The organism is Olleya sp. HaHaR_3_96 (genome assembly GCF_019278545.1).
In the GTDB taxonomy this organism is placed as follows: domain Bacteria; phylum Bacteroidota; class Bacteroidia; order Flavobacteriales; family Flavobacteriaceae; genus Olleya.
On the sequence record NZ_CP058987.1, the window covers coordinates 1,094,368 to 1,114,055 of the forward strand.

The 19,688-nt window shown below is 33.1% G+C and carries 22 protein-coding genes and 1 riboswitch; of the genes, 15 read left to right on the forward strand and 7 right to left on the reverse strand.

The genetic code is table 11. From position 1 onward, the window contains the following. Positions 1–7 precede the first annotated feature (7 nt). Entirely contained in the window at positions 8–904 is an 897-nt protein-coding gene (locus H0I26_RS04630; protein ID WP_218701226.1) for a DMT family transporter, read from the forward strand. Between the two features lie 34 nt (positions 905–938). On the opposite strand, the gene H0I26_RS04635 is transcribed toward H0I26_RS04630, so the two are convergent. Both H0I26_RS04635 and H0I26_RS04640 read right to left on the reverse strand, forming a co-directional pair. Continuing rightward, positions 939–3,011: a M16 family metallopeptidase gene (locus H0I26_RS04635; protein WP_218701227.1), complete on the reverse strand. Its 2,073-nt coding sequence runs from the start codon at positions 3,009–3,011 to the stop codon at positions 939–941. A 19-nt stretch (positions 3,012–3,030) separates the two neighbouring features. Next, positions 3,031–4,365: a M16 family metallopeptidase gene (locus H0I26_RS04640; protein ID WP_218701228.1), complete on the reverse strand. Its 1,335-nt coding sequence runs from the start codon at positions 4,363–4,365 to the stop codon at positions 3,031–3,033. Positions 4,366–4,559: 194 nt separating this feature from the next. Here H0I26_RS04640 and H0I26_RS04645 point away from each other — a divergent pair, with 194 nt between their 5' ends. The 4 genes from H0I26_RS04645 to H0I26_RS04660 all read left to right on the forward strand — a co-directional run bounded on the left by H0I26_RS04645 (position 4,560) and on the right by H0I26_RS04660 (position 7,040). Further along, positions 4,560–5,051, forward strand: coding sequence for a DUF4199 domain-containing protein (locus H0I26_RS04645; RefSeq protein WP_218701229.1), 492 nt, complete (start codon positions 4,560–4,562; stop codon positions 5,049–5,051). A gap of 167 nt (positions 5,052–5,218) precedes the next feature. After that, positions 5,219–5,878 (forward strand): 50S ribosomal protein L21, encoded by a 660-nt coding sequence (rplU, locus tag H0I26_RS04650; RefSeq protein ID WP_101016366.1) that lies wholly within the window; start codon positions 5,219–5,221, stop codon positions 5,876–5,878. Between the two features lie 41 nt (positions 5,879–5,919). After that, complete coding sequence (gene rpmA / locus H0I26_RS04655; protein WP_101016368.1) at positions 5,920–6,180, forward strand: 50S ribosomal protein L27; 261 nt, start codon at positions 5,920–5,922, stop codon at positions 6,178–6,180. A 92-nt stretch (positions 6,181–6,272) separates the two neighbouring features. Beyond that, on the forward strand, positions 6,273–7,040 hold the full coding sequence (locus tag H0I26_RS04660; protein WP_218701230.1) for a hypothetical protein: 768 nt from the start codon (positions 6,273–6,275) through the stop codon (positions 7,038–7,040). Here H0I26_RS04660 and H0I26_RS04665 read toward each other — a convergent pair whose 3' ends face one another. Together H0I26_RS04665 and ahcY are read right to left on the reverse strand one after the other, a co-directional pair. Continuing rightward, positions 7,041–7,505, reverse strand: a complete 465-nt coding sequence (locus H0I26_RS04665) for a DUF1569 domain-containing protein (protein WP_218701231.1) — start codon at positions 7,503–7,505, stop codon at positions 7,041–7,043. Between the two features lie 301 nt (positions 7,506–7,806). Continuing rightward, positions 7,807–9,123, reverse strand: a complete 1,317-nt coding sequence (gene ahcY, locus H0I26_RS04670) for an adenosylhomocysteinase (protein WP_218701232.1) — start codon at positions 9,121–9,123, stop codon at positions 7,807–7,809. Between the two features lie 132 nt (positions 9,124–9,255). Here ahcY and H0I26_RS04675 point away from each other — a divergent pair, with 132 nt between their 5' ends. From H0I26_RS04675 to H0I26_RS04710, 8 genes are all read left to right on the forward strand, one after another. Further along, complete coding sequence (locus H0I26_RS04675) at positions 9,256–9,882, forward strand: 4'-phosphopantetheinyl transferase family protein (protein WP_218701233.1); 627 nt, start codon at positions 9,256–9,258, stop codon at positions 9,880–9,882. Further along, the gene (locus tag H0I26_RS04680) at positions 9,882–10,604 is read left to right on the forward strand and encodes a geranylgeranylglyceryl/heptaprenylglyceryl phosphate synthase (RefSeq protein ID WP_218701234.1); all 723 of its coding nucleotides are present in this window, start codon (positions 9,882–9,884) and stop codon (positions 10,602–10,604) included. Before H0I26_RS04675 ends, H0I26_RS04680 begins: the two co-directional genes overlap by 1 nt. Before the next feature lie 2 nt (positions 10,605–10,606). Then, on the forward strand, positions 10,607–10,867 hold the full coding sequence (locus tag H0I26_RS04685) for a thiamine-binding protein (protein WP_218701235.1): 261 nt from the start codon (positions 10,607–10,609) through the stop codon (positions 10,865–10,867). Continuing rightward, positions 10,851–11,483 (forward strand): nicotinamide riboside transporter PnuC, encoded by a 633-nt coding sequence (gene pnuC / locus H0I26_RS04690; RefSeq protein ID WP_218701236.1) that lies wholly within the window; start codon positions 10,851–10,853, stop codon positions 11,481–11,483. Before H0I26_RS04685 ends, pnuC begins: the two co-directional genes overlap by 17 nt. Next, positions 11,444–12,022, forward strand: a complete 579-nt coding sequence (locus H0I26_RS04695) for an AAA family ATPase (RefSeq protein ID WP_218701237.1) — start codon at positions 11,444–11,446, stop codon at positions 12,020–12,022. Before pnuC ends, H0I26_RS04695 begins: the two co-directional genes overlap by 40 nt. Further along, positions 12,009–13,565, forward strand: coding sequence for a DUF4301 family protein (locus H0I26_RS04700; RefSeq protein ID WP_317618217.1), 1,557 nt, complete (start codon positions 12,009–12,011; stop codon positions 13,563–13,565). The genes H0I26_RS04695 and H0I26_RS04700 overlap by 14 nt, the downstream gene beginning before the upstream one ends. A gap of 1 nt (position 13,566) precedes the next feature. Further along, positions 13,567–13,974, forward strand: coding sequence for an alternative ribosome rescue aminoacyl-tRNA hydrolase ArfB (arfB, locus tag H0I26_RS04705; protein ID WP_218701238.1), 408 nt, complete (start codon positions 13,567–13,569; stop codon positions 13,972–13,974). Positions 13,975–14,095: 121 nt separating this feature from the next. Further along, positions 14,096–14,186, forward strand: a riboswitch (TPP riboswitch). Between the two features lie 104 nt (positions 14,187–14,290). Further along, positions 14,291–16,477, forward strand: coding sequence for a TonB-dependent receptor (locus H0I26_RS04710; RefSeq protein ID WP_218701239.1), 2,187 nt, complete (start codon positions 14,291–14,293; stop codon positions 16,475–16,477). A gap of 52 nt (positions 16,478–16,529) precedes the next feature. Here the strand turns inward: H0I26_RS04710 and H0I26_RS04715 are convergent, their stop codons facing one another. Beyond that, the gene (locus tag H0I26_RS04715; protein ID WP_218701240.1) at positions 16,530–16,976 is read right to left on the reverse strand and encodes a hypothetical protein; all 447 of its coding nucleotides are present in this window, start codon (positions 16,974–16,976) and stop codon (positions 16,530–16,532) included. A 154-nt stretch (positions 16,977–17,130) separates the two neighbouring features. Between H0I26_RS04715 and greA the strand changes: the two genes are divergently transcribed. Next, positions 17,131–17,604 carry a transcription elongation factor GreA gene (gene greA / locus H0I26_RS04720; RefSeq protein ID WP_136582670.1) on the forward strand — a complete coding sequence of 158 codons (474 nt, stop codon included), beginning with the start codon at positions 17,131–17,133 and terminating at the stop codon, positions 17,602–17,604. A 134-nt stretch (positions 17,605–17,738) separates the two neighbouring features. Next, positions 17,739–18,128 (forward strand): HIT family protein, encoded by a 390-nt coding sequence (locus H0I26_RS04725; protein ID WP_218701241.1) that lies wholly within the window; start codon positions 17,739–17,741, stop codon positions 18,126–18,128. Positions 18,129–18,134: 6 nt separating this feature from the next. Here H0I26_RS04725 and H0I26_RS04730 read toward each other — a convergent pair whose 3' ends face one another. Both H0I26_RS04730 and H0I26_RS04735 read right to left on the reverse strand, forming a co-directional pair. Then, positions 18,135–18,479 carry a hypothetical protein gene (locus H0I26_RS04730; RefSeq protein ID WP_218701242.1) on the reverse strand — a complete coding sequence of 115 codons (345 nt, stop codon included), beginning with the start codon at positions 18,477–18,479 and terminating at the stop codon, positions 18,135–18,137. Further along, entirely contained in the window at positions 18,480–19,631 is a 1,152-nt protein-coding gene (locus H0I26_RS04735; protein WP_218701243.1) for a sensor histidine kinase, read from the reverse strand. Positions 19,632–19,688 lie beyond the last annotated feature (57 nt).

Sequence of the window (19,688 nt, forward strand, 5' to 3'; positions counted from 1 at the left end):
CAATGCTATGCAGAGTAACAGTTCTAAAAAATGGGTGTATTTACTGGTTTTGTCCTTGATTTGGGGTACCTCATTTATTTTAATTAAAAAGGCGCTGTTAGGTTTAAGTGCTTATCAGTTAGGTGCTTTACGGACCTTAATTACGGGTTTGTTTTTGTTTGCAGTAGGTTATAAAAAGATAAAAACGATTAAAAAAGAGCATTGGAAATGGGTCGCGATATCTGGTGTTTTTGGATCGTTTATTCCTGCTTTTTTCTTTGCTATTGCTGAAACCGAAATTGATAGTGCTGTAGTATCTGTTTTGAATAGTTTAGTGCCATTAAATACGGTTTTGCTTGGTGCTGCTGTGTTTAAAATAGCAAGTAGTACTAGACAAGTTATTGGCGTGATAATTGGTTTTATTGGGACGTCTATTTTGATTTTGGAAGGCGCGGATTTAAATCCGAATCAAAATTATTTGTATGCTGGTTTTGTAATTGTATCTACAGTTATGTATGCGGTTAATGTAAATATTATTAAACGGTATTTACAAGAAGTGAAACCTTTGGCGATAGCGGTTGGTAATTACGTGGTTATTTTTATTCCTGCAGTATTAGTACTGATTTTTACTGATTTTTTTAATCTTAATAATTTTGATATCCCAGTTTTTAATAAAGCAATTGGTTACGTGGTTATCCTTGCTTTTTTTGGGACGGCTTTGGCTAAGGTGTTATTTAATACATTGGTGCAAATGTCTACGCCTGTTTTTGCGTCTTCTGTAACTTATATTATGCCAATTGTTGCTTTAACGTGGGGTTCATTGGATGGAGAAAGCTTTAGTTGGACACAGGGTGTTGGAACACTTATTATATTAATAGGGGTGTATTTAGCTAACAGAAAGACAAAAAAAAACCAAAGCGTTTAAGCTTCGGTTTTTTTAAAATTAAAGGTAATGCGTATTAGTTAAAATCTGCATCTGTAACACCTTCGTTTACTTTTACATTTTTAATATTCATAGACATGGTTTGTGGTCCTGCTATGATTGTTCTAGCGTAAGGGAATTTAACCCCGTTTACTTCAGAATAGTTATCATATTTAACAGTTGTTGTCATGTCTTGACCTTGAGTTGAAACTGTGCTTTCTTCTTGTACAAGTAAGTTTGTTGCAACATCGTAATATCGGAAAGACGCAGCGTCTCCTGTCATAACTTTTACTTTGTAGCTGTCTGCACCATCAATATCTACAATACTTTCTAAGGTTACATTAGCTATGTCGTATTTAGTTTCTGGAAACATAGTAACCTTAGTTTTTTTCTCTGCTATTTGAGTGTCTAATAAAGGTCTTTTTTGACCTCCTTGTTCATTATAACCGCTAGTCCCATTCCATTTAGCCTTCATGACAATCATACCTTGTGAAGTGACTTCCATAGACTCTTTGTTATCTTTTGTTGCCTTTAATTCTACAGTGAATGCTGGGGCGCCTGGGATAACAAAGTCACCATCCATTTTTACAGTGTTTACCTTGTTGATGTTGTTAACTCCTCCAATTGCTGTGATATAGTCATCTAAAACAGATTTAGCTGTAACACCGGCAGGTATTGGTTTAGAGAATTCTGGTTTAGCAACCGAATTAGCAAATTTATCGTAGTATTTAATTGGAATTCCTGTTTTTTCTAATCCAGAAATTACCTCGCTACCTTTTCCAACAATGATTATCCTAGCATTTTCTGGTTTAAAATATTTGTTAGCAACGCGTTGCACGTCCTCTGCTGTTACTGCATTTATTTTAGCTAAATACGTTTTGTAAAAATCACTAGGTAATTTGTTTAGTTTGATGTTTAAAGCATATCTAGCAATTGTTTGAGGGCTTTCTAAAGCTAATACAAAATCACCAACATACTTGGCTTTTGCATTTTTTAATGCTTCTGCTGAGACAGGTTCGTTTTTAATCCTTTTAATTTCTTTTAAAGTTTCTATAACAGTACTATCTGTAACCATGTTTCTAACAGCTGTGCTAGCGGTAAATCTAGAGGCGCCATAACGTGATGTTCCTATGCCTGAGCGGGCACCATAAGTCCAGCCATTAGCTTCACGTAAATTCATGTTTAAGTAACTACTAAATCCACCACCTAATATTTTGTTTGCAATTAATACGGCGTGGTAGTCAGGGTCGTTCATCTCTAACTTGACATTGTTAGTTAAAGTTACGTTTGACTGTACTGCATTTGGCATGTCCACAAAGTCAATTTGTGTGCTAGCAACGTTGGGATTAGGTGTTACTAAATTTGTAGTAAAGTCAATCCCTTTGTCCCATTTTTTGAAATTCTTTTTAACTTGCTTTTCAACCGTTTTAAAATCCACATCACCAATAATTACTAAATAGGCATTATTAGGGTTGAAGTATTTTTGGTAAAACGCACGAACATTATCTAATGTAATATTGTTTACTGTTTCTGCTGTGATAAACTCCCCGTAAGGGTGTTTTGATCCGTAAGATAAGGCGCCTCCAACGCGACTTGCTACTGCATCAACACTTTTTTCGTTACTTTTTATACCCTCTAAAACACGAGCTTTTTCTTTGTCAAATTCTTCAGCTGAAAATAAAGGATTAATAGCCGCATCTGCCATTAGCTCTAAAATACGGTCTGAGTATTTTGATAATCCACTAGCGTAAGCGCCGTCAGAGCTAAAACCAAGTCTAGCGCCTAGAAAGTCGATTTCTTCGTTAAATACGTCTTTAGTTATGGAAGTCGTTCCGTTACCTAACATAGCGCCTAGCATTGCAGATGTTCCTGCTTTGTCACCTTCTGTGATAGGTTGGTTGTCTATGGTTAAAGAGTAAGATACTCTTGGTAATTTATGGTTCTCTACAATTAGGACTTTAAGTCCGTTTTTTAATTCAAATTCACCAGGTATTTCCAGTGTAATTGCTGGAGCTGGACCTGGTTTTGGTTGTTTAGATCTGTCAATTTGAGCTGATGCCGAAATTGATATAAACAATACCGCTAATAAGGCTGTTATTTTTGTTTTCATATCTATTTAAAATTTCTTTTTAGTTTTCGTCTTTTTTAGGTAAGTAATCTAAAACAACACGTTGGTTTGGGTTTAAATACTTTTTAGCAACAGCTTGAATATCCTCTCTAGTCGCTGTTCTGTATATGTCTATTTCAGAGTTTATTAAATCAATGTTATCATATAACATATAGTTTGTTGCTAATGATACAGCAATACCCTCTACACTTGAGTTTGAATTTACAAATTGATTTTCAAATTTATTTTGTAGTTTTTGAAAATCTTTTTCAGAAATTAATTCAGTTTGAAGTTTTACAACTTCTTCATCCATTTCGGCTAGTAGTGTCTCTAATGATACTTCTCCTAATGGAAGACCAAAAAGAATATAAATACCGCCGTCTTTTTGTGGTACGTTTAAGGCACCTGTTTGAAGTGCTAATTTTTTTTCATCTACTAATTTTTTGTATAATTTAGACGATTTACCATCACTTAAGTAAGTGGATATCATATTTAAAATGTAAGAGTCACGCTCGGCAAATCCAGGTGTTCTGTAGCCAGCCATAATACCAGGTATTTGAATGTTAGCGTCATAAAATGTATCTTTGATAGTCTCGGTGATTGGTTGTTCTTTTGGGAAATTTCTAACAGGTATTGTGCCTTCAGGGATTTCTTCAAAATAAACTTTAGATAGTCTTTTAGCTTCAGTAACATCAATGTCTCCAGCAATTACTAAAACAGCATTATTAGGTGTGTACCATTTTTTGAAGTAGTCTTGAAACTCTTCTAATGTAGAATTATCTAAGTCTGACATCTCACCAATATTTTTATTCTTATAAGGATGAACTTTAAATAAATTCTCGCTTATGGCAAATAAAAACTGACGATAAGGTGCATTATCATAACGTAATCTTTTTTCTTCTTTTACAACTTCATTTTGTGTGTCCACCCCTACTTGATCAATTACTGGGTGAAGCATACGCTCTGATTCCATCCATAATCCTAACTCCAAATTGTTTGATGGAAACACTTCGTAATAATATGTTCTGTCTAAAGAGGTATTTGCATTATTACTTCCTCCATTAGAAGCTACGATTTTGAACCATTCACCGCGATCAATGTTTTGGGTGCCCTCAAATAATAAGTGCTCGAAAAAGTGAGCAAATCCTGTTCTTAGGCCTGTTTCTGGGGTGCCTCCTAAATCTTTACCACCAACGTCATACATTACGCCTACGGTTACTACTGGAGCGGAATTGTCTTGATGTAAGATAACGTGTAAACCGTTATCTAAATCAAACTCTTCGTACTTAACCTCTTGTGCGGTAGCGGTAAAACCAGCTAAAAGCAAAGCAGCTAATGAGAATAAACTTTTTTTCATGTTTTGATTATTTAATTTATCAGTTTAAGTATTAGTATACCATTGTAGGTTTTTGTTACAACAGTTATTACAAAAATAGCAATAGAAACTAGCTTTTAATGGTTAAAGTGCTAAAAATTAACATCAAATTATAAAAATTTTGTTTTGTTTTTGCGAAATTTAAAAGGATTATTAACCAATAAAATTAGTATAATATGAAAAATGTCACACTTCCAATACGTTTCGGAATAGTTATAAGCGCCTCTTTAATGGCGTACTTTTTATTTTTAGCATTGTTTAATTTACACACTAATGCCATTTTTAGTTTAGGTAATGGTTTAATTACTGCTTTTGGTATTTATGAAGTTATTAAATATTACAAATTAAAAGTTGGTAAGCAATTTACGTACGCTAATGGTTTTAAACAGGGGGTAATTGCGGGGTTTGTTGCGACTTTTATTTTTACCGCTTTTTTTCTGTTGTACGCTACAGAAATCAATCCTTTATTTTTAGCACAGTTATTAGAGGTTTTTGAAGGGCAATATAATGTAGGAGCAGGAATGGTTAGTTTTGTCGTTGCTATAATGGGCTTTAGCACAACGGTTGTACTAACTTTAACGTTTATGCAATTGTTTAAAGATAGCCGAAATACACCAAATGCAGAAGGGAAAAGGGATGGAGAAATCACTTTAAGGAAGGTGTCTTAACTCATTAATTTGATGTGTTTCAAACGGTTGAATATTTTATGGATTAAAAATATTACTAGTAAGTACACAAAACGTTTGTATATTAATTAATTAGAAGTATATTTGCATCCGTTTTCGCAGGAAAATGAGATTATTTTATATAAATTAATTAATAAAAACGTTACGCTATGTACGCAATTGTAGAGATAGCAGGGCATCAATTTAAAGTTGAAAAAGACCAAAAAGTTTTTGTTAACCGTTTAGCAACAGAAGAAGGACAAAACGTATCATTTGATAATGTTCTTTTAATTGCAGATGGTTCTAACATAACTGTAGGCGCCCCAGCTATAGGCGGAGCACAAGTAAGTGCAAAAGTCTTAAAGCACCTTCAAGGTGATAAAGTTATTGTTTTCAAAAAGAAAAGAAGAAAAGGTTACCGTAAGAAAAACGGACACAGACAAGCCTTAACTGAAATTGTTATTGAAAGTATAGTAGCTTCAGGAGCTAAGCCAGCAGCGAAAGCTGAGAAAGCTGCTCCGAAAAAAGAAACTAAAAAAGTAGAAGCTAAAGCTGCACCTAAAAAGGCTGCTAAGGCAACTGGAAAAGCTGACGACTTGAAAAAAGTTGAAGGTATTGGACCAAAAATTGCTGAAACATTAGTGGAAGCAGGAATCGCTACTTTTGCTGAATTAGCTAAAACTGATGCAGCTAAAATTTCTGAAATCATTGCAGGTGTTCGTGGTAATCACGTAACTGACACATGGCCAGCACAAGCGCAATTAGCTGCTGATGGTAAGTGGGATGAGTTAAAGAAATGGCAAGACGAATTAGATGGTGGTAAAGCGTAATTGCTAAACTACTTAAGTATAACAAATAACACCTTAAGATCATGGCTCACAAAAAAGGAGTTGGTAGTTCGAAGAATGGTAGAGAATCAGAATCAAAACGTTTAGGCGTTAAGATATTTGGTGGACAAGCTGCTATTGCTGGAAATATCATATTAAGACAACGTGGTAATACGCATCACCCAGCGGAGAACGTATACCAAGGAAAAGATCATACTTTACACGCTAGAGTTGATGGTTTAGTAAAATTCACAAAGAAAAGAGACAACAAGTCTTACGTTTCTATTGAGCCTTTCCAGGCTTAAGAATTTTAGATCCAAAAATTTTGAAAAACCCTTTCCTTTTGGAGAGGGTTTTTTTGTTTGTAATAAAACTAATTGTTTTTCGTTACGTTATTATGAAAAACCTACTGCTATTCTTAATTGTAATTCCTTTTTTATCTTACTCTAAAATAGAGCAAACTCCTAAAACTATTCATGTTTTTGTAGCGCTTTGCGATAATGTTAATCAAGGTATTGTTCCTGTTCCGGCTAAATTAGGAAATGGGCAAGACGCCAGAAACAATCTGTATTGGGGAGCAATGTATGGTGTTAAAGCTTATTTTAAGAGGAGTAAGGATTGGGAAGTATTAACTACTGTGGCAAATCCAACGGAACTTATTGTAGAACGGGTATTGTTTAAGCATAAAACAACAAATACCTATCTATTGGCGGATGCTTATAACGGAAAGTATATAAAACAGGCAACTATTAATTTTTTAGAATCTAATGCAGGTAATAATAGTTTGAAAATAAGCAGTAATCAAACGAAGTTATGCTTTGGTGGTGATGCTGATTTGTTAGCCTATGTTGGTCATGATGGTTTAATGGAATTTGATATAGAAGGTGATTTTGAAGGTAAAGACACAAGTGCAAAGGATACTATTATTTTAGCTTGTGTAAGTAAAGCCTATTTTAAATCGTATCTAAATTTGACCAAAGCTAATCCATTAGTTTGGACTACTGGTTTAATGGCGCCTGAGGCCTATACTTTAAAATCGAGTATCGATGGATGGATCTTAAATGAATCGGATTTACAGATCAGAGAACGCGCAGCACAAGCATATCATAAATATCAGAAATGTGGTATCCGAGGAGCAAGAAAATTATTAGTAACCGGATATTGACTACTTATTTATAATGTCATTTATAATCTTTAAATGATGGTTGGTGTGCATCACAAGAAAACGAGAGACTCTTTTTTTCTTAATATGACCAAATAGTGGATGCTTAAAAAAAGCGTTCTTATTTAGACTAGCAATAGTCTCAACATTAGTTTTTGCGAGTTGCATTTGAGAAATGATATCTTCTTTTGTGATTACTTCTGGAGGTTTAACATGTTCTGGCGCTTTAGCTTTTCCCCTTGGAAAGAAGCCGAGTGCAAAGAATAGCTTTCCTAAAAGACTAAAATTATTTTTATATAAACTAGGATCAGATTTTTGAAGGGCAATACAAACATTATTAATAACCTTTAGGCTATGGTATATATGCCAAGCGACATTGCTTTTTGATACTTTTGGATTAGAAACAGTATGGTTTTTAATCGCTAACTCTAATGTGTCTAGTGTTTTATTTACAGTGTGTAAACTCATAAAAATTGTATTTAAAACGTTGAAGATAGATATTTAAAACTTATAATATATAAAGTAACTGTTTCCCGTGTTAGGATTCTTTTGGTTTCTAACATTTGCGATAACGATTGATGCGGCATCCTTTTTTATTTTTCTTAAAAAAGATATAGCGGAAAGCGTGGTTGGTTTTTGCTTTTTCTGCCAAAAACAAATTGCCGAAAAAATAAAAATCCCAAACATTGCTGCTTGGGATTTTTAGTACTATAGATTCTAATTAATAAAATTACATGTGGCTAAAAAGCGCTATGCAATAGTATTGCAATTAGTAACGGTAATGTTCTGGTTTGTATGGTCCTTCAACCTTTACACCAATATAATCAGCTTGGTATTCGGCAAGTTCTGTTAACTCAACACCAATTTTAGCTAAATGTAATTTTGCTACTTTTTCATCTAAATACTTTGGTAACATGTACACATCATTTTTGTATGCTGCGCTGTTTTTCCAAAGTTCGATTTGTGCTAACGTTTGGTTAGTAAATGAGTTACTCATTACAAAACTAGGGTGTCCTGTTGCACAACCTAAGTTTACTAAACGTCCTTCTGCTAAAAGAATAATATCTTTTCCATCAATAGTGTATTTGTCAACTTGAGGCTTGATAGTATCTTTTGTGTTACCATGCTTTTCGTTTAACCAACCTACTTGGATTTCGTTATCAAAGTGACCAATATTACAAACGATTACCTTGTCTTTCATTGCTTCAAAATGCTCTGCACGTACAATATCTTTGTTTCCTGTAGTTGTAATGATAATATCACTATTACCAACAACAGTTTCCAGTTTTTTAACTTCAAAACCGTCCATTGCAGCTTGTAAAGCACAAATTGGGTCAATTTCTGTTACGGTTACAATACTACCAGCACCTTTAAAAGAAGCAGAAGTACCTTTACCAACATCACCGTATCCACAAACAGTAACACGTTTACCTGCTAACATAATATCTGTTGCACGACGTATAGCATCTACAGCAGATTCTTTACAGCCGTATTTGTTGTCAAATTTAGATTTAGTTACAGAGTCGTTTACGTTAATAGCTGGCATTGTTAATGTACCATTTTTAACACGCTCGTATAATCTGTGAACTCCAGTTGTAGTTTCTTCAGATAATCCTTTAATTCCTGCAGATAATTCTGGGTATTTGTCTAACACCATGTTAGTTAAATCTCCACCATCATCTAAAATCATATTTAATGGTTGTCTGTCTTCGCCAAAAAATAAAGTTTGTTCGATACACCAATCAAATTCTTCCTCAGTCATATCTTTCCAAGCGTACACAGCAGTTCCTGCATCTGCGATAGCAGCAGCAGCCTGATCTTGTGTAGAGAAAATGTTACAAGAACTCCAAGTAACTTCTGCTCCTAAGGCTTGTAATGTTTCAATTAAAACAGCAGTTTGTATCGTCATGTGTAAACATCCAGCAATACGTGCTCCTTTTAAAGGCTGCTCGTTTTTATACTCTTCACGTAAACTCATTAAACCTGGCATCTCTGCTTCAGCTAAAATAATTTCTTTTCTTCCCCAAGCCGCAAGCGACATGTCCTTTACCTTATTAGGTACGTAAGCAACGTTTTTTGTACTCATATTATTTATCTCTTTTTTTTATAAATGAAACACCTTTGGGAATTAGTAGTTAAAATGGTTAAATTCGCTTAACAAAAACCGATAACTCGCCTTAGGCGATGCAAAGATAACTAATAGATTCTAGAATATTAAATGCCTCTATATAAAACCATTACTCCTAATTCACAAACTACTGTTAAAATCTGGAAGATTGACGAGTCTTACGACCATTTAATCAAGGGCTTAGATTTGAAACCAGAGAGTTTAACTCGTGTTTTAGGTATGAAAAGCGAGCTACACCAACGTGGATTTTTAAGTGTACGTCACTTATTAAAAGCATTTGGTTATAGCGATCAAGATTTATTTTACGATGCCAATGGTAAGCCGCATTTAAAAGATGGAAAACAGATCTCTATTACGCATAGTTTTACGTTTTCTGGTGTCATTATAAGTGATCATGAAGTGGGTATAGATATTGAACGACAACGAGATAAAATAGCGGTTATCGCTAAAAAATTTGTAGCCTATGAGTTTGCGTATTTAGATAAACATAAGTCTGATTATATTAGTCGACTAACTGTTATCTGGGGAATTAAAGAATCGTTGTACAAACTATTTGCAACACCAGGTATGCTTTTTCGAGAACATTTTTTTGTGATTCCTTTTACGATGAATGATTCAGAAACCATGTGTTGGATTGATTACAAAGGATTAAAAAAGAGATACACAGCCAATTATCTAGAGTTTGAAGGATTTACTTGTGCTTATGTTATAGAATAATGACAGTTTACAACGACATACTTTCTGCGAAAGCGGCAAAAAAAAGACTATTAGCAATCTTAATAGATCCTGATAAGTTTGATGTTAATTTAATATCGCAATTTGTCAATAAAATAAGCGAATCAATAATCACTCATATTTTTGTAGGGGGAAGTACAGTGGAAGTAGAAGTGACACAAAAATTAGTGTCAGCTTTAAAACCATTAACTAAATTACCAATAGTGTTATTTCCTGGAGATGTGACTCAGATCTCTAAGGATGCGGATGCGATTTTATTTTTGTCATTAATTTCTGGACGTAATCCAAAGTATTTAATCGAGAAACAAATTGAAGCAGTCTCTATTTTAAAGCAGACTAACTTAGAAGTGATCCCGACAGGTTATATATTAATTGAGAATGGTAAAAAAACGGCAGTCCAAAGGGTAACTAATACATTGCCAATACCAACAGCTTTGCAAAGCCTTGTTGCAGATACTGCAAAAGCCGGAGAGCTATTGGGTAAAAAGCTAATTTACCTTGAGGCTGGTAGTGGTGCTTTATTTCCGGTACCTTTGGATATGATTAGTTTTGTCAATCAAGATTTAAAGATTCCGTTAATAGTAGGTGGTGGTATAAGGACCATACAACAGTTAGGTGATGCTTATATGGCTGGGGCTGACCTTGTTGTAATTGGTACCGCTTTTGAAAATAATATAGATTTTTTTAACGAATTAAAACGATAAGAATGAATATTTCAGTAGACTTAACATTGTCCCCTTTAAGTAACGATTATGAACAACATGTTATTGATTTTATTAAAGCATTAAGAGCCTCTGATTTTAAAGTTTTAGAAAATCCTTTAAGTACTCAAATTTTTGGAGAATTTGACCAATTAATGCCTTTTTTAAATGAAAAAATTAAAGCCTCTTTTGAAAATCAAGACATGTGTGTGTTAACAATCAAAGTAGTGAAAACGGATAGAAGCGATTATGAACCAAGTTTTTAATTTCTTTTTTGGGCAATATTTTGAGTACGACACTGTTGATATTGTATTAGAAATTATTGCAGTCGTTTTTGGGTTTTTATCCGTATGGTACTCTAAAGAAAATAAAATTTGGGTGTTTCCAACAGGTATGATTAGCACCATGATTTTTGTCTACCTATTGTTAAAATGGGGATTGTTAGGAGATATGATGATAAACGCTTATTATTTTATAATGAGTGTCTATGGTTGGTATATATGGACCTTAAAGGTAGATAAAAACCATGTGACACCTGTCGCTAGAATGACAACAAAGGAAAAGACCCTGAGTGTGCTTATTTTTATAGGAACCTTATTTTTTGTTTACTTTGTATACCAATGGTTTGATAAATGGACTAGTTGGGTGGCTTATGTTGATACGATAACAACTGCTATCTTTTTTGTAGGGATGTGGTTAATGGCGAGACGAAAGATAGAAAATTGGATTTTTTGGATAATTGGAGATATAATCTCAGTGCCTTTGTATTTTTATAAAGGGTTTACGTTTACATCTTTTCAATATTTAGGATTTACAATAATTGCCATTTATGGATATTTAGCATGGAAAAAATACTTACGCAACAACCCGCAAAGTGTATAAAAATTGTACTGTTCGGACCTGAATCTACGGGGAAAACAACATTGTCAAAACAATTAGCATTACATTATCATTCGGTTTGGGTGCCAGAATACGCAAGAGATTATCTTCAAAATAAATGGGATAATGAAAGAAAAATTTGCGAACCTAAGGATTTGTTGCCCATAGCTATGGGACAAATGACCTTGGAAAATGAGTTGGCGAAAAAAACAGACTCTGTATTGATTTGTGATACAGACTTATTGGAATATAAAGTCTATTCTGAAGCTTATTATTCTGGGATGTGTGATTCTGTACTTGAAAAATATGCGCTAGAAAACTCTTACGATTTATACTTTTTAACGTATATTGATACGCCTTGGGAGGCGGACGACCTGCGTGATAAACCTGAAGAACGGGAAGCTATGTTTAACGAGTTTGAATCGGCTTTAATAAAATATAAAAGACCATATGTTTTATTAAAAGGTGATAAAAAGGCAAGATTGGAGTTAGCAATAAAACATATAGATTTATTATTAGTAAATTTTAATGATGGAATTTAACCAAATAGACACGGATTTTATCAATCAAAAAGGATTGACTCTAAAAAAAGTAGAGCAGCAATTACAGTTGTTAAATAGGGGGCTTCCCTATATTAATTTGGAAAGAGCAGCGACTATTGATGACGGGATTTTTCAATTTTCTTATGAAAAAGCTTCTGAGTTAATCAGTAATTATGATTCCAAAAAAGAACAATTAAAGATTGTTAAGTTTGTGCCGGCTTCTGGTGCAGCAACTAGAATGTTTAAGTTTTTATTTGATTTTTTGAAGGCTTATAAGCCTAAAAAAGAAAGTATAAATGCATACATCAATAAAAATAAAGCGTCTGAATTATCCTTATTCTTTATTGGATTAGAGAAGTTGCCATTTTATAAACTTGTCATCCAATATTTAGAAGAGAATAGTAAAATTGATAAAAAATCTAGTAACGATCAGAAACTGTTTGCTTTTATTAAAGCAGTTTTGGAGGAGGAGCAATTATATTTCAGTGATTTTCCTAAAGGATTGTTGCCATTTCATAAGTATAAAAATCACTTAGCGAGTGCTTTTGAAGAGCATTTGTTTGAAGCCGCATTGTACGCGTCTGTCAAAGGTAAAGCATCACTTCACTTTACGATATCTGAGAAACATAACGATAAGTTTAAAGAAGAGTTTGAAAGAATTCAACAAATTGTGGAGCAAAAAACTAATACAGCATTTGATATTTCATTTTCTTATCAAAAAGAAGCAACAGATACTATTGCTGTTACGATAAAAAATGAAATTGTACGAGAAGATAATAATCAGTTGTACTTTAGACCTTCAGGGCACGGTGCGCTACTTGAAAATTTAAACGAGTTTAATGCAGACTTAATCTTTATTAAAAATATTGATAATGTTGTTGTGTATGAATATGAAACAGAAGTTGCTAAATCTAAAAAAATGCTTGCAGGTTTATTAATTGACATAAAAGAAAAAGCATTTGAGTTTGCGAAAATATTAGATAAAAGCGAAGTGTCTGATAAAGATATTTTGGAAATAGCCGAGTTTTTAATCACCAAAATGAATGTTGTTATCTCTCCTGAGTTTGAAAAATATTCAAAACAATATCAAATTGAGTATTTAAAAAATAAGTTAGATAGGCCAATTCGTATTTGTGGGATGGTTAAAAATGAAGGAGAACCAGGAGGAGGACCTTTTTGGGTTAAAGACGAAGGGGCAAACTTGTCTCTTCAAATTGTGGAGTCAGCACAAATTAATAAAAAATCAAAAAATCAAAAAAATATTCTTAAGCAAGCAACACATTTTAATCCCGTGGATTTAGTCTGTAGTATAAAAAATTATAAAGGAGAGGTTTATGATTTACAGAAGTTTGTAGATCCGCAGACAGCATTTATTACCACTAAAACTAAGGGGAGTAAATTAATTAAAGCTTTAGAATTACCAGGGCTTTGGAATGGAAGTATGTCTAATTGGAATACTATTTTTGTCGAAGTGCCATTAGTGACTTTTAACCCTGTTAAGACGGTTAATGACTTATTAAAACCAACGCATCAAGTGTCGTAAAATGCTAAACAAGTTTGCTTTAGAAAAGGAATTTAAATTAAAAGGTATTAGAAGCTCTGGTAGCGGAGGGCAACATGTAAATAAAGTAGCGACTAAAGTAGAGCTTAGTTTTGATATTTTGGAGTCTTTAGTATTAAGCGAAGATCAAAAAGGACTAATTCAAGTAAAATTGGTAAATAGGTTAACTAAAGCTTCCGTTTTAATATTACAATGTGGAGAAAGTCGAAGCCAATTAAAAAATAAAAGTATCGTTATAAAACGAGCGTTTTCAATTTTAGAGGGTGCTTTGAAGGTTCAGGCGAAGCGTAAACCAACCAAAATTCCAAGGGCAGTCATCAGAAAGCGTCTAAAAAACAAAAAAATTAACGCAGATCGGAAAATAAATAGGAGAAAACCTAATCTTGATTAACGCATGATTTTGCAAGGTTAATCTTGGATTTACAGATTTATATTACATCCTATTTCTGGTAGATTAAAAAAAATGTAATTGATATTTCATAAATCAATAATTCTAATCTACCTTTGTAACGTTCTCAAAAAAGGGGTGCCTATATCGGCTGAGATCATACCCATTGAACCTAGAACAGGTAATGCTGTTTAGGAATTTTAGACACACTTTTGTGTTATTGTAGTATGCTAAGATTATCTTGGTGTAGTATGAAAAGTATTCAATTTTAATAGTAAAGAATAATCACCTCTTTTTATTCGATTAACATGTAATCGTAGTGAAAAATTTATTTCCTTTTCTAACACTTCTAGTGTTATCTGTTTGTGCTAATGCACAGCAAAACAATGTTGAAGTGGATTCGACAAAAATCACAACACTTGACGAGGTGCTTATCCAATCTATTCGTGTAAAAGACCAAGCGCCAATTACACATTCTAACGTGTCCAAGGCTGATTTAGAGGCGCGTAATTTGGGTCAAGATATTCCGATATTATTAAACTTCCTACCATCGGTGGTAACAACAAGTGATGCGGGAGCAGGGGTTGGGTATACAGGTATTCGTGTGCGTGGAATAAGTTCACAATCAACTAACATTACTATAAACGGGATTCCATATAACGATTCTGAAAGCTTAGGTACTTTTTGGGTGAACTTAGGGGATTTTACATCGTCTGTAGAAAGTTTACAGCTACAACGGGGTGTTGGTACATCAACTAATGGTTCCGGTGCTTTTGGTGCAAGTATAAACGTATTAACAGATGCAGTTACAAAAGAGGCTAGTGGTGAGGTATCTAACAGTTTTGGAAGTTATAATACCCGAAAGCATACCGTAAAATATAGCACAGGTTTATTGAATGATCATATAGAGATTTCGGGTAGATTATCTCAAATTAACTCTGATGGTTATATAGACAGAGCGATTTCAGATTTAAAATCTTATTTTCTTCAAGGTGTTTATATTGATGATAATACGCAAATAAAAGCGGTTACTTTTGGTGGAAAAGAAGTGACATATCAAGCTTGGAATGGTATTGATAGTACGCAACTTAAAGAAGATAGAACTTTTAACCCTTCTGGAGAATATGAAGATCAAAACGGGAATACACAATATTATGATAATGAGGTTGATGATTATAAGCAGGACCATTATCAATTGCATTGGAATGAAAGGATTAATAATAACTGGTCTACAAACTTAGGCTTGAATTATACAAAAGGGTCTGGTTATTTTGAACAATATAAGGATAATGAAGATTTCTCTACCTACGGTTTTGAAGAGCTTACTATTGGAGGAGAAACAATAAATAAGACAGATGTTATTCGTAGACGTTGGTTGGATAACGATTTTTACGTATTAAATGCTAATGTTACTTATCAAAATGAAAAACTAAATTTAAGTACTGGTTTGTTTTATAGTTCTTATCATGGTGATCATTTTGGAGAAGTTATCTGGTCGCAATATGCTAGTAATTCCGAAATCAGAGCACATTATTACGATAGCGATGGTGATAAATATGATTTTAGTGCTTTTACAAAAGCAACCTATCAGTTAAATGATAAGTTAAGTTTGTTTGCAGATTTACAATTTAGAAGTGTGTATTATGATACAAGTGGTATGAGTTCTGATTTAGTTGTTTTTGAAATAGACAAAACATACAGCTTTTTCAATCCAAAAGCAGGAATTTCTTTTAATGCAAATCCAAGAAATAATTTTTACTTTTCTTATGCCAGAGCAAACAGAGAAGCGAGTAGAGGTGATTTTGAAAGTAACCCAGATATAAAACCAGAACAATTAAATGATTTTGAATTAGGATGGAGGTATAAAAATCAAAATTTAATTTTAAATATTAATGGGTATTATATGTTTTATAATGAGCAATTGGTGTTAACAGGAGCGATTGACGATGTTGGTACATTTATTAGAAGTAATTCAGGTAAAAGCTCGCGTTTAGGAGTAGAGTTAGAAGCTGTAGTAAAGTTAAGTAATCAACTTTCGATACAGCCAAATGTAACTTTTAGTACCAATAAAACTGAAGAAACTATAATTTCTAGAGATGGTGGACTTGTAGATTTAGGGAAAACAAACATTTCTTTTTCTCCTGATGTAGTAGCGTCAAATGCTATCGTGTTTAAACCAATTGATAATTTACAACTATCTTTTTTAAGTAAATATGTGGGAGAGCAATTTATGGGTAATACGGACTCGGATGTTTCAAAATTAGAAAGTTATTTTGTAAATGATTTTAATATTTCTTATAAGATTAAGATGAATAAAATATTTAAATCGATTGTGTTATCAGGGTTAGTAAATAACATATTTGGAGAGAAGTATGTGTCTAACGGATATTATTACACCTATGACGATACTTGGTCTGATCCAAGTGCAACAACAACTATAGAGGGTGCAGGGTATTACCCACAAGCAACCACTAACTTTTTAGTAGGAGCTACCTTAAAATTTTAATCACTAATTTTTAATCAACCGTTAAAAGCACCTCTATATTGGAGGTGCTTTTTTAATTGTTATACACTCTTATAACGGGACCATTAACTTCCACAAAGTAAGGCTTTAGGCTATATTGTCCTGTTGTTCCATCAAAAGGAGCACCATTCACGATGTTATAACTATTATCATCGTCACAATTACAAGTCGCTGAAATGCCTTCTACATTTAAAGAAGAACAATTGGAAGGTGCATGATTAGGATCTGTAATTTCAAAAGCAACATATTGATTATTACCTGCGCTATATATAACAATGCCATTGTACCCAAATCCGTTTAAGACCAGGTGACTACTAGGGAATTGTAGATCGTTATACTGCGGTAAAGTTGTGTTTATGGAGTTTAAAGTGTCAAAAGAAATATTTGGTATAAAATTGTTATTGTTATCGTTGTCATCATTTTTTTGACAAGACAAAACTAAAATAGAGCAGAAAATAATTGTGAATAAAGGCTTTAACATAAAAAGTTTAATAGTTTTTTAGCAATGCAATTTACAACAATTACAATGTTGAATTAATTATTTTGTATATTTGTAACACTAAATCTCGTGTCGACGAGATTTTTGTGTTTAGCGCTAAATTGTTTTAGCGTCTTTTTATTTAAACGAAATAAATATGAGTAAAGTATCTTATTATACAGCAGAAGGATTAAAAAAGTTGCGTGCGGAGTTAAAGCAGCTTAAAGATGTCGAACGTGTTAAAGCATCCAGAGCTATTGCGGAAGCAAGAGATAAAGGTGATTTGAGTGAAAACGCGGAGTACGATGCAGCTAAAGAGGCGCAAGGTATGTTAGAAATGCGTATTTCTAAATTAGAAGATCAAATGGCAGGAGCTCGTGTTATTGACGAATCCCAAATGGACGCTTCAAAAATATTAGTGTTGTCAAAAGTGAAAATCAAAAACCAAACTAATGGTATGGAAATGAACTATACTTTAGTTGCAGATGGTGAAGCGGATTTAGCTTCTGGAAAAATATCTGTAAATAGTCCAATTGGTCAAGGGCTGTTGGGTAAAACTGTTGGTGATGTTGCCGAAATACAAGTGCCAAATGGGACAATAAAATTTGATATTATTGAAATTAGCAGATAATAGCTCTATTTTAAATTTTCGCTATAGCGGAAATAATGAATAATATAATAATTTAAAGATTCCTGTTTATTCTGATATAAATTTCAGTTTAGCAGGAATCTTTTTTTATCTTTAATTTTTAAACCGAAACAAATATGGCTTCTATTTTTACAAAAATAGTCAATGGAGATATCCCGTGTTACAAAGTAGCAGAAACAGATCAGTTCTTGGCATTTTTGGATGTTAATCCAAATGCAAAAGGACACACACTATGTATTCCTAAAAAAGAAGTTAATAAAGTGTTTGATCTAGACGAAGAAACTTACATTGGTTTAATGCGATTTTCTAGAACAGTAGCCATAGCTTTAGAGAAGACAGTGCCTTGTAAACGTGTAGGGTTAAGTGTTATTGGTTTAGAAGTACCTCATGTACACGTGCATTTAATTCCGTTAAACACAATGGAGGATGCTAGGTTTATTAATAAAGTATCTTTGGAAAAAGAAGTGTTTGAGACGTTAGCCAAAGCAATTAACGCTAACTTATAAACGTTTTTAGTTTATAAGTAGTAAAGCTGCTATTGCAACAATTATAATAATGGCAGCTGTAATTATAATCCAGAATAAGCTTTTGTATTTTTTAGAGGCCTTTTTAGGTTGGAAAGCTTTCATTTGGTAGTCGTAAACGCGCTCAATAGCATCAGTCCATCGTCCTGGATAGATGGGGGTATTGCAGACAGTGCAATTCATTTCGGTATTAACCTCTTGCGTGACACTTTTATAAAAAGAAGTTTCAATAAAAAGTTGTTTAAAAGTCAATTGCAAGCCTTTGGTGCTAAAACACTCAGGGCAATTGTTATTTAAATCAATTGTTTTTATTGTTATTAATTTTTCTGACATCTATATTGTTTTTAAGCTAATTTGCATAGTTGTTCCTTTTCCTTTTTCTGAGTTTAAAACTTTTATGCGCCCATTGTGAAAATCTTCAACAATCCTTTTTGCTAGGGACAATCCAAGTCCCCAACCACGTTTTTTTGTTGTGTAACCAGGCTCAAAGATAGTATTAAATTCGTTTTTATTAATCCCTTTTCCACTATCTGTTACAGTAATTTTTACTTGTTCTTCAAGTTGACAGATAGTCAGCTGTAAATCACCTTTGCCCTTCATAGCATCAATAGCATTTTTAACTAAGTTTTCAATGGTCCAACCATATAATTGCTTGTTTAAATTGACGTAAATAGGGTATTCTGGAGTGTCGATATTAAAATTAACTAACTTAGAGGATCTTGTTTTTAAATAATCATACGCTTCTCTAGTTTCTTCTATAATGTCTAATTTTTCTAAGGTTGGTAGTGACCCAATTTTACTAAATCGCTCGGTTATCGTTTGTAAGCGGTGAATGTCTTTTTCGATTTCTATTATATAGTCTGGATTGGTATCTTCCATTTTTAAAATCTCGGTCCAACCCATTAAAGACGACAAAGGGGTTCCAATTTGATGCGCGGTTTCTTTAGCCATTCCGGACCATAATTTATTCTGAGTTGCAATTTTGGAACTTCGATAAAAAAAGTATACGACTGCAGCAAATAAGACAATAATTAATAAAAGAGCTAAAGGATAGTATTTTAACTTGTTTAATAAAGGAGAATTACCATAGTATAATGTAGAGAGGACTTTGTTATTGTATTTAATTTCAATCGGGTTATTTTCGTTTTTAAATTGTTCTATTAAAAGCTTTAAATAATTTTCGTTTTTAGCTTTTTTTTCATCTATATTTCTATGATCTAAACCGCCTTCCGCAAATTGGATAATCATGGGTGTCGTTGTATTGCTTTCTAAGATTTGCAATGGTAAGTTTCCCATTGTACCGTTTAAGTCTATGGTTTCTGCAATATCTTTTTGGGCAAAAGACCAATTCTGCATTTTAACACGTTCTTCAGCTTTAAATTTTTGAAAAAACACATAGGTATTCCATAAAATTAAAGAGATGATAGCAAACGAGGCAATAATAATAATCCAGCGGATAAGCTGGCGATGTTTTGTAAAAAACATGATGTTAATTTTTGTTGTTAATATAATGCAATTCTGTTAATAATATTGTGGAGGTTG

Excerpts from the sequence above, each read along its gene's own strand:
- H0I26_RS04630 (WP_218701226.1), top strand. The coding sequence starts at position 8 with ATGCAGAGTAACAGTTCTAAAAAATGGGTGTATTTACTGGTTTTGTCC.
- H0I26_RS04635 (WP_218701227.1), bottom strand. The coding sequence starts at position 3,011 with ATGAAAACAAAAATAACAGCCTTATTAGCGGTATTGTTTATATCAATT.
- H0I26_RS04640 (WP_218701228.1), bottom strand. The coding sequence starts at position 4,365 with ATGAAAAAAAGTTTATTCTCATTAGCTGCTTTGCTTTTAGCTGGTTTT.
- H0I26_RS04645 (WP_218701229.1), top strand. The coding sequence starts at position 4,560 with ATGAAAAATGTCACACTTCCAATACGTTTCGGAATAGTTATAAGCGCC.
- rplU (WP_101016366.1), top strand. The coding sequence starts at position 5,219 with ATGTACGCAATTGTAGAGATAGCAGGGCATCAATTTAAAGTTGAAAAA.
- rpmA (WP_101016368.1), top strand. The coding sequence starts at position 5,920 with ATGGCTCACAAAAAAGGAGTTGGTAGTTCGAAGAATGGTAGAGAATCA.
- H0I26_RS04660 (WP_218701230.1), top strand. The coding sequence starts at position 6,273 with ATGAAAAACCTACTGCTATTCTTAATTGTAATTCCTTTTTTATCTTAC.
- H0I26_RS04665 (WP_218701231.1), bottom strand. The coding sequence starts at position 7,505 with ATGAGTTTACACACTGTAAATAAAACACTAGACACATTAGAGTTAGCG.
- ahcY (WP_218701232.1), bottom strand. The coding sequence starts at position 9,123 with ATGAGTACAAAAAACGTTGCTTACGTACCTAATAAGGTAAAGGACATG.
- H0I26_RS04675 (WP_218701233.1), top strand. The coding sequence starts at position 9,256 with ATGCCTCTATATAAAACCATTACTCCTAATTCACAAACTACTGTTAAA.
- H0I26_RS04680 (WP_218701234.1), top strand. The coding sequence starts at position 9,882 with ATGACAGTTTACAACGACATACTTTCTGCGAAAGCGGCAAAAAAAAGA.
- H0I26_RS04685 (WP_218701235.1), top strand. The coding sequence starts at position 10,607 with ATGAATATTTCAGTAGACTTAACATTGTCCCCTTTAAGTAACGATTAT.
- pnuC (WP_218701236.1), top strand. The coding sequence starts at position 10,851 with ATGAACCAAGTTTTTAATTTCTTTTTTGGGCAATATTTTGAGTACGAC.
- H0I26_RS04695 (WP_218701237.1), top strand. The coding sequence starts at position 11,444 with ATGGAAAAAATACTTACGCAACAACCCGCAAAGTGTATAAAAATTGTA.
- H0I26_RS04700 (WP_317618217.1), top strand. The coding sequence starts at position 12,009 with ATGATGGAATTTAACCAAATAGACACGGATTTTATCAATCAAAAAGGA.
- arfB (WP_218701238.1), top strand. The coding sequence starts at position 13,567 with ATGCTAAACAAGTTTGCTTTAGAAAAGGAATTTAAATTAAAAGGTATT.
- H0I26_RS04715 (WP_218701240.1), bottom strand. The coding sequence starts at position 16,976 with ATGTTAAAGCCTTTATTCACAATTATTTTCTGCTCTATTTTAGTTTTG.
- greA (WP_136582670.1), top strand. The coding sequence starts at position 17,131 with ATGAGTAAAGTATCTTATTATACAGCAGAAGGATTAAAAAAGTTGCGT.
- H0I26_RS04725 (WP_218701241.1), top strand. The coding sequence starts at position 17,739 with ATGGCTTCTATTTTTACAAAAATAGTCAATGGAGATATCCCGTGTTAC.
- H0I26_RS04730 (WP_218701242.1), bottom strand. The coding sequence starts at position 18,479 with ATGTCAGAAAAATTAATAACAATAAAAACAATTGATTTAAATAACAAT.
- H0I26_RS04735 (WP_218701243.1), bottom strand. The coding sequence starts at position 19,631 with ATGTTTTTTACAAAACATCGCCAGCTTATCCGCTGGATTATTATTATT.